Here is a 7,656-nt window from a genome sequence, read left to right as displayed (position 1 = left end):
GGGAAATTGAATCAGCCAATGCCATCCAAATCAAGAAGAGTTTTTCAACAGAATTTCCCGCAGAGCGGTCATCTAGGCAGGCGGAACTGAACGTCTGCTTCTACGCAACACCAAGCTAGTCCTGTGTTCACATCAGCATCACAAAGACTGTGTTCAAACACAGTGTTAAAGGTTACTGTGTTCAACATAGCGATTGCCCCCCTGCCCCGCATTAACGCTATCGCACAGTTTTTCGCACACCTCAAATTCACACTTAATTATCATTCAATTTCAATAGCTTATTTAAAACACAAGTCTTGAAAATCCTCGTGTCGGTGGTTCGATTCCGCCCCTGGGCACCACTTTTACAAACAAACACAACAGCATAGCCATCGCACAGTTTTCACTTCCTGCGTTGCACACTCATCGCACAGTTTTTCGTGTGTTGGTGGCTGGATTTGCAGGGTAGTTTACTGTGTTGAACACAGTGTTTGGATTCGCTGTGGTAACACAGTAAATGCAACACAGTGTTTGCCCCATAGTAACTTCAACACAGCAACTGAACTTACTCTTGGAACACATTAACTTGGTAAAGTCTTCCAACACACTAACTCGACACTGTTTTCAACCACACGAGTCCAGCATCGTCTCTAACTAACGTGATCGGCCGATTCTGTGGAAAAACAACGTGTTGCGCGCGCAGAAAGTAGAGCTTTGGACTGCGCGCAAGCGCCTTTATGATCAGGCTTTTCGCATTTGCTGCGGTGCAGGAAAGATTTTTGCTAGTTTGCGGAGGTTTTGGGCGGTTGCGGCTAGGAGGAATTCGTCATTTGCCCCGCATGGACCTCGTAGTCGCAGTCGCCCCAAGCCGAGTATGCGTTTGAGATGAGCAAAGAGCATTTCCACCTTCTTTCGTAGCCGCATCGAGATCGCATATTGCTTAGTCTTTGCAATATCACGGGCAACCTGGCGGGCATCTTCATGTTCTTCGCGGGTGATCTTGCGCGCATCTGCTTTCGGTCAACATTGCATCTTCGAGGGACAGGCTTGGCATGTGTGTTTCAGAGCCTGATACTTTGCGACGCCCTTGCCGGTGGGTTTCCGGTTTGGATCTGAGTAGTTGCGCCGGAACTGCTTGAGTGGTTCACCTTCCGGGCAGATGTATTGGTTGTTATCTGGGTCCCATTCGAAGTCGGTCCGGGACCATGTGCCGTCTGTTAGAGGTGGTCGCGGATTTTTGGACCGGTTGTTAAGGTGGATTGCATGACGAAAGAAGTGATCCCAAATGACAAAACGAAAGAACCATTCGCCCGATTTCAAAGCTAAGGTTGCGCTTGAAGCAATCCGTGAGGAGATGTCGATGGCGGAGCTGTCCAAGAAATATGGCGTTCATCCGACCCAGATCGGGACTTGGAAACGGGCGGCGATAGAGAATATGGCGACGGCATTTACGCGCAAAGGTGCCGCGCCCGAAGGGGTAAGTGCCGTTGACGTCGACAAGCTGCATTCCAAGATCGGTCAGCTTGTTGTGGAGCGAGATTTTTTGGCGGATGCCTCGCAGCAGTTGCTCGGGATGCGAGGCAAAAAATGGTGAGCCGAGATCATAAGTTAAGCATGCGTAAACAGTGCGAACTATTGCAGTTGTCGCGTTCGCGGCTTTACTACCAGCCCGTCGGCGAGAGCGCTGAGAACCTGCGGTTCATGGAAATCATCGACAAACAGTTCCTGGAAACGCCTTGGTATGGATCGCGTCAGATGGCCCGGTACATGAAGCGCAACAACCACCAATGTGGCCGCCATCGCGTGCGCCGTCTAATGCGGCTCATGCGTTTGGTCCCGATCTATCAGGAACCCAACACGAGCAAGAAATATCCCCAGCATAAAATCTGGCCGTATTTGCTCAGGAAAGTTGTGATCGACCGCCCTAACCAAGTTTGGTGTGCCGACATTACCTACATTCCTATGCGGCGTGGCTTCCTGTATCTGGTGGCAATCATGGATTGGTACAGTCGCAAAGTCCTTGCTTGGCGGTTGTCCAACAGCATGGATGTGGACTTCTGCGTCGAGGCCCTGAAAGAGGCCATAGCCAAACACGGCAAGCCGGAGATATTCAATACAGATCAAGGCAGTCAGTTCACCAGCGGCGCTTGGATCGACGTGTTGATTGACGCAAAGATCAAGATCAGCATGGACGGAAAAGGTGCGTGGCGCGACAATCGGATGATTGAGCGGCTCTGGCGGTCGCTGAAGTATGAATGCGTCTATCTGAATGCCTTTGAGACAGGTTCAGAAATGCGCGCTGGGATCGGCAAATGGCTGACCTACTACAACTCCGAGCGCCCGCATTCGACCCACGGCATATTGACCCCCGATGAGGCCTATGACAGCAAAACAGAACCAATGAGATTGGCAGCCTAAATGAAACCCTGATCCATCTTAACAAGGCTGCAAACTGGTCTGAAAAGCAGGACCACTTCAGTTCGACCTGCTTTGTCGAGCACTGGAATGTGGGGTTTGATGTCGCGATCAACTAACCACCCCAACATCGGCCCAGATCCATAGGCGCTATCTGCGATCAATCGCTCAGGATCGATGTCATGCAGATCCTTAATCCGATCCAGCATTGTGCGCACAGCCCCAACTTCGGCTTGCCGGATTGATCTGGTGCCTTCGACATCCACGATGACGCTGTGGTCGGTATCGATCAGATAGTTGGTAGAATAACTGAAGAATGCGGGGCCTTTACGGGCTGCCGTCCACTGGCTTGCGGGATCAGAATGAGACGTAAACTTGGGCTCAACCTCTGATGCTGCACCGAAGGCCGCATCGTCCAAGACGTCGAGATATTCCTTCACGGCACGCGGCGCCTCGTTTGGATCAATGGCGTTGTGGTCCCAGTCTTCCTTTGGCGTGGAGTTTTGTTTGTTAGCGTCAGCTTCGATTAAACTGGCATCTGCGGCAAGACGTTGACCGCTCACCAAACCGTCTGCGATGCAACGTGCGACGGTCTTCTCAAACAGATGTCGCAGCAGTGCGCTCTCACGGAAACGCCCATGTCTGTTCTTTGAGAAGGTCGAATGGTTTGGTATCGGATCAGACAGGTCGAGGCGACAAAACCAGCGATACGCCAAGTTCAAATGCACCTCTTCACACAGCCGACGTTCAGACCGGATTCCAAACCAGTAACCCACCAGCAGCATCCGGATCAGCAGCTCGGGATCAATCTTTGGGCGACCCGTGTGGCTGTAAAACTCAGCCAAAAACTGTCTGATGTCGCTCAGGTCGACAAACCGATCAATCGAACGCAGCAGGTGATCTTGAGGGACGTGATCTTCGAGCGAAAACTCATAAAACAGCGCCGCCTGTGCTTCCTGCTTCGGTCCCATCATCGCTAAATCTCCCGCATCCCTGCGAGAATTGAATCAGCCGATGCTCTTCAAATCAACAAGAGTTTTTCAACAGAATTAGCCCTTCTTGTCGCACTTCCTGCTTCCATTATGACGTTCACATCCAAATCCACAAAAAACCTACGCTTTCCGAATGACATCACCAACACACGAACTTAGTGTGTGATGAAGCATTCGAGGGGCGCTGATGGCCAAGCTGAACCCCAGAATGAGAAACGTGCGCAGTTCATTTAAGGCCGTCGCGACTGTTTGACTTCCTATCTGGAAAGCATGGTCCCATCTTACTGGCGCAGCGAGAGGTAGCTATCTTTTGTCAGCATTGCAGCGCGCGACCTAGTCGACTGCGGATGCCGCATTCTGTACCAGTTTGAACAGGCTATGATAACGCCCGATCAACGCGGATCCCTCGATAGAAAGATGACCTTGATCGCGATAGATGAACGTATCGCCTTGCCGTGTGATGCATTCTGCCTCCGGGCAAATCAGCGGGACCAATGACACCACCGGCACATCTTCGCTCAGGTCATCCAGAAAATCCAGCACAAGACGGCTAAGCCGGTGAATCCCATCGACAGGAAAATCACATGCATCGGTGGGCCGCTGGGCCAATGCGGCTTGAACAAGGCATTGGCCCAGATCCTCACCCGTTACTGGCGGTGGCGACACAATCACAAAGGCTTTTCCCATCGCCTGAATCCTTTGCGCCGTAGCGCTCAACGCATCCGCGACCAAATCCGGTCGTGGGGCTGCCGCGATGGCACCGCCACGTTGATATACGTCGTTAAAAACCAGACCAAAGGGCGACGAGACGACGACAGTATCGATCGATTCCTGTGTTGCCAGCCAGTCAAGCACGGCATCATTGAAGGCGATACAACCCTCGGCCCAAGCGGCGGGATATTCCGGCGTCATAACAGAAATACCAACCGCAGGGATACAAACCGACTTGGTCATTTGGATCAAACCATGTGACGCACCGACCTTGATCGCGGGGACAAGGTGCATCGCAAAACTGTCGCCCCAAATCAGAACCTCTGGCGTGTCAGACGTCCGGCATACGGGATCAAGAGTAAATGCGCCTTCGCAGACTTCAGACAGGCCGTAATTGGTCGCGACTTTGGCTTCGATCTCTACTGCGGTCAAACCTGTAAGGGAGCCTCGCGGCAAAAGCGGCAAAACTGCCGTAGCCAGAGGCAAAAGAATAACCACCGCGCCTGTAACCAAAGCGAAAGTCCGCAGATTAACAGGGCTGCCCGGTCCGCGTCTGCGCAACGGGCGTTCAACAAAGAAGTAGCTGAGGGTCGCAAGCCCGAGGGTCGCGAGGACGAGTGGCACAATGACACTCTGTGTAAGAGCCTCGCCAAAACGCAGCCGCGCGAAAACGAATAGGGGCCAATGCCAAAGATAGGCAGAATAGCTGATCAACCCGATGGCACGCGGCACTGGCGACCCAAGCAGCCGGCCAGTCCATGTACCATCTGAAACTGCGATGACAAGCACAGCGCCACAAACCGGGATCAATGCCCAGAACGAAGGCATCGCGATGCTTTCATCAAGCAGGAAAAGCGAAATAAAGATCAGGACCAGACCAGTCGCGGCGCCAATCTCGCGCCAGATGCGGGAGGACAATGCGCCTAAAGAAAGTGGCGAAAGCGCGAGCAATGCCCCCGCCAGCAATTCCCAAGCACGAGAGGGCAACAGGTAGAAATTGGCCGAGGGTGCGCGCCCAACCAACCAGTTGGTCAGTATCAGGCTTGCAATGAAAAGCGCCGCTAGGGCTACAAAACGCGCCCGCCTGCCGTACCGCCACAAGAACCAAAGCAACAAAGGAAAAAACAGGTAAAACTGCTCTTCGACCGAAAGGCTCCATGTGTGCAAAAGCGGTTCCTGTTCGCCCGCAGGCATGAAGTACCCCGTTCGAAACCAGAACAGCAGGTTCGACGAAAACCCCATAACAGTTAGTATGCTGACCCAGTACTCTGCCAATCGTGATGGCAGCATCCACATGGCCGCGAAAGGCAAGGTCGCGATCACGACCACTAGCAAGGCCGGCAAAATCCGCCGCGCCCGCCGCTCGTAAAACGACCCCAAGGACACGCGGCCCGTAGCCTCCAGATCGCGGGCAAGCAGGGCGGTAATAAGATAGCCGGAAATCACAAAGAACAGATCAACGCCCAGATAGCCGCCCGGAACAAGGGTGGCATCAGCGTGATAAAGGATGACGGCAAGGACAGCGATTGCGCGCAAGCCGTCGATGTCCGGCCTATACCTCAAATGCGTCGCCATTTTGGCTTCCCGCGTGCTTGTGAGAACTGCCTTGGTGAGCGACCACGGATTCGATCTGCTGTTGTTTTGAAATCCACTCTGGCAACACCACTGCGATCACTAAACTATGCCGATAACCTAGCAGAATTTATCGTTCGGCGCATCAAAAGATGTTTTCTGTAAGTAATTATGCACCAACAGGCCCTAAAAAACACAGTAATTATGGCAACCTAGGCGAAGGACGGAACATGTTTGCGGTATTGTCAGCACAGCGCAGCCGACGCCGCGATAGCATTGCTTGCGCGACAGTCCGCATGCACATGCATACCACAGCTAGACCTTATCGTCGCTCTATGCGCAAAATCTTGCCTATTTCAAGAAACAGGGTTCTTCTGATCGCAGTTCATCTATAAAGCTTTCACCACACTGTTGCTCGGGTACGGGCTATAAAAAAGACAATAAATTGAGGCGGCCCGAGCGCGGAAATAATCCGCAATCGCCACACTGGCTCCACATCAGCGCCATGTTCTGTCTGTCGTATGACTGTCATTACGCCTGCCGATGGAATTCAGTTCGGGCCCAGTTGATGAGAAATCGTCTAGGAGGCAAAAGTGCGAAGGGACAGTAGATGGGAACTTTAGGGGCATTCCTGATTGCGCTGCAATTGATGGAATCTGACGGGAATTACCAGTCAGTGAATACGCTCAACTACCTTGGTGCTTACCAGTTCGGTGAAGCCGCACTGACCGATCTGGGCTTTGTAAAGTTCGACGGCAACGCTCTGGACAACAACTACAGTGGCGGCTGGACGGGGAAATATGGCGTCAATTCCGCGGCCGCGTTTCTGCGCAACGAACAGGCGCAAGACCGCGCAGCCCATGAATGGGTCGAACTGCTTTGGAGCTATGCCGAAATGCACGATCTTGACGGCTATGCGTGGCAAAAAGTCGGCCATGTAGAGCTGACACCTGCAGGCATGGTCGCCGCAATGCATCTGCTGGGTCCCGGTGCGCTCTCGGAGTTCATTGCAAGCAATGGTCAAGCAGATTTGCGCGATCCCTATGGTACGCCTATCACGCGTTACATCGAGAGTCTTTCGAACTTCGAAATGCCCTTTGCCCCCGGACGTCCGCGCGCCTGATCGAGTGAAAAAGAAAGGGCCTTCGGTCAGTCTGTCGGGCGGTCAGTCTGTCGGGCGTTCAGTACAGTTGTGCTGCCGCTAGACCTTTCTTTTAGCAGGGCTCCAGAGTGACAAGGCATTTCCGGTCCGGTCCAATTTGTTCCAGCGCGCGACCGTCCCTGTCATCGCCTGAAGAAGGGCGCGGATGGTCGAGATATAAAGCAATTGGCGATACCCGAACCGTAGGAACGGAACCAAAACTAGCAACCACCAGTCAAACCGCTTTTCAAACCAGAAAGCGACAATCGTGTTGATCACGTCAAGCGCAGTCAAGGCAAAATAGGCAAGGATCAACGCAGGCGGGACAGATGCAATCAGCGCCACATCATTGGCAGCAATTGCCCAGACACCTTGCACCAAAAGTACGATCAGCAATAGGTCTACAAATGGCGCAAAAAGCGAGGAGAAGACACCGAACCAGATCGCATCAACGATGGATATATATCCAACGGTCCGGCCCTCTGCGATGGCACCACGGTGTTTCCACGATGTCTGCAGCATGCCAAAGGTCCACCGCAACCGCTGGCGCATGAAATCGCGGACAGAAGTCGGTGCTTCGGTGACCGATCTGGCCTGCTCCTGAAAGACAACGCGATAGCCTGCCCTATGCACGGCCACGGTCAGATCAGCGTCTTCCGTCACGGTATTTCCTGAAAACAGACCGGCTTTTCTGACAGCTTCGGTCCGCCAAGCGCCAACGGCGCCCGGTACAACCAAGATACCGTCAAATACCTCTTGCGCGCGGCGTATAATGCTTTGACTGACGATGTATTCCAGCGCCTGACAACTGCCAAGCCAGCTATCGCGGTTGCCGACTTCGACAAT

4 protein-coding genes and 2 pseudogenes are annotated in these 7,656 nt (G+C 53.1%); 2 read left to right on the top strand and 4 right to left on the bottom strand.

Features of this window, described 5'->3' with window-relative positions:
* Positions 1 to 720: 720 nt before the first annotated feature.
* Positions 721 to 1,194 (bottom strand): annotated as a pseudogene (locus QZ197_RS13410) (transposase); the annotation flags it as partial.
* 70 nt (positions 1,195 to 1,264) lie between these two features.
* Here QZ197_RS13410 and QZ197_RS13405 point away from each other — a divergent pair.
* Positions 1,265 to 2,397, top strand: a protein-coding gene (locus QZ197_RS13405) for an IS3 family transposase (RefSeq protein WP_296432578.1) whose coding sequence is annotated in 2 segments (ribosomal slippage) — positions 1,265 to 1,532 and positions 1,532 to 2,397 — 1,134 coding nt in all. Because the reading frame shifts where the segments join, the coding sequence is not laid out codon by codon here.
* A 56-nt stretch (positions 2,398 to 2,453) separates the two neighbouring features.
* Here QZ197_RS13405 and QZ197_RS13400 read toward each other — a convergent pair.
* Together QZ197_RS13400 and QZ197_RS13395 are read right to left on the bottom strand one after the other, a co-directional pair.
* Positions 2,454 to 3,368: pseudogene (locus QZ197_RS13400) on the bottom strand (IS1182 family transposase); the annotation flags it as partial.
* Between the two features lie 351 nt (positions 3,369 to 3,719).
* Entirely contained in the window at positions 3,720 to 5,672 is a 1,953-nt protein-coding gene (locus QZ197_RS13395; RefSeq protein WP_272146374.1) for an acyltransferase family protein, read from the bottom strand.
* A gap of 607 nt (positions 5,673 to 6,279) precedes the next feature.
* Between QZ197_RS13395 and QZ197_RS13390 the strand changes: the two genes are divergently transcribed.
* On the top strand, positions 6,280 to 6,792 hold the full coding sequence (locus QZ197_RS13390) for a hypothetical protein (protein ID WP_272146376.1): 513 nt from the start codon (positions 6,280 to 6,282) through the stop codon (positions 6,790 to 6,792).
* 78 nt (positions 6,793 to 6,870) lie between these two features.
* Here the strand turns inward: QZ197_RS13390 and QZ197_RS13385 are convergent.
* Positions 6,871 to 7,656: glycosyltransferase family 2 protein (locus tag QZ197_RS13385; RefSeq protein WP_296432575.1), on the bottom strand; the 786-nt coding region annotated here is incomplete at its 5' end.

The organism is Yoonia sp., from assembly GCF_017854415.1.
GTDB lineage: Bacteria > Pseudomonadota > Alphaproteobacteria > Rhodobacterales > Rhodobacteraceae > Yoonia.
This window is presented reverse-complemented; position numbering and strand designations above follow the sequence as displayed.

Coding starts and splice junctions, on each gene's coding strand:
- QZ197_RS13395 (WP_272146374.1), bottom strand. CDS start 5,672: ATGGCGACGCATTTGAGGTATAGGCCGGACATCGACGGCTTGCGCGCA.
- QZ197_RS13390 (WP_272146376.1), top strand. CDS start 6,280: ATGGGAACTTTAGGGGCATTCCTGATTGCGCTGCAATTGATGGAATCT.